The organism is Streptomyces anandii JCM 4720, assembly GCF_014650655.1.
GTDB classification, from domain to species: Bacteria; Actinomycetota; Actinomycetes; order Streptomycetales; family Streptomycetaceae; genus Streptomyces; species Streptomyces anandii.
Genome location: NZ_BMVJ01000020.1, coordinates 118,074 through 118,914, shown reverse-complemented (window position 1 = coordinate 118,914; position 841 = coordinate 118,074). Strand labels below are relative to the sequence as shown.

The 841-nt window shown below is 74.3% G+C and carries 1 protein-coding gene; it reads right to left on the bottom strand.

All coding sequences use genetic code 11. From position 1 onward, the window contains the following. Positions 1-841: AMP-binding protein (locus IE249_RS28680; RefSeq protein WP_189709389.1), on the bottom strand; the 841-nt coding region annotated here is incomplete at both ends.

Sequence of the window (841 nt, the reverse complement as noted above, 5' to 3'; positions counted from 1 at the left end):
ACCCGGCCGCCGTCCCGGTCGGTGAAGAAGGCGACCAGCCGGGTCTGCCCGTCGTCGCTGACCGCCTCGACATGGCAGGTGGCGACACCGGGGCAGGTCAGCGCCGCGGTGGCGATCTCGGAGGGGTGCACGCGCACGCCGCGCAGCTTGACCGTCCCGTCCCGGCGCCCCTCGGGCACGATCGTCCCGTCGGCCCGCAATACCGCGATGTCCCCGGTGCGGTACGGGGCGTCGGGCCGGATCTCGCCCGTGACGGCCAGCCGGCCCGGCTGCTCGGCGGGGGCCAGGTAACCCAGGGTGCCGAAGGCGGTGTCGATGAGGATCTCGCCGCGCTCGCCGGGCGCGCAGGGCCGGCCGCCGCGACCGGTCACCGTGATCCGGGTGTCGGGCAGCGGCCTGCCGACCGGCTGCACACCCGCCGCCGGCAGCTCCGGAATCCGGTGGAAGCTGCGGATCATGGTGGTCTCGGTCGGGCCGTAGAAGTTCACCAGTTCGGCCCGGCAGTCCGGGAACTGGGACCTGAAGGCGGTCACCGTCGAGTCCAGCAGCGGCTCTCCCGCCAGGCACACCAGACGCAGGGCAGCCAGCTTCGCGCCCGCCGCCTCCGGACCGAGCGCGAGCAGCGAGCCGAGGACGCTGGGCGTGGTGTGCACCACCGTCACCCGCTCCTCGTCCAGCCACGTCAGCAGGCGCTGCGCGTCGTCCTGGATGCCCGCGGGCGGCAGCGCGACCGAGGCGCCGGTCGACAGCGGAAGGAACACGTCGCGCAGCACCGCGTCGAAGGAGAACGCCGTCAGCTGCGCCACCCGGTCGTCCGGGCCGATGGCGAACTCGTCCCGCT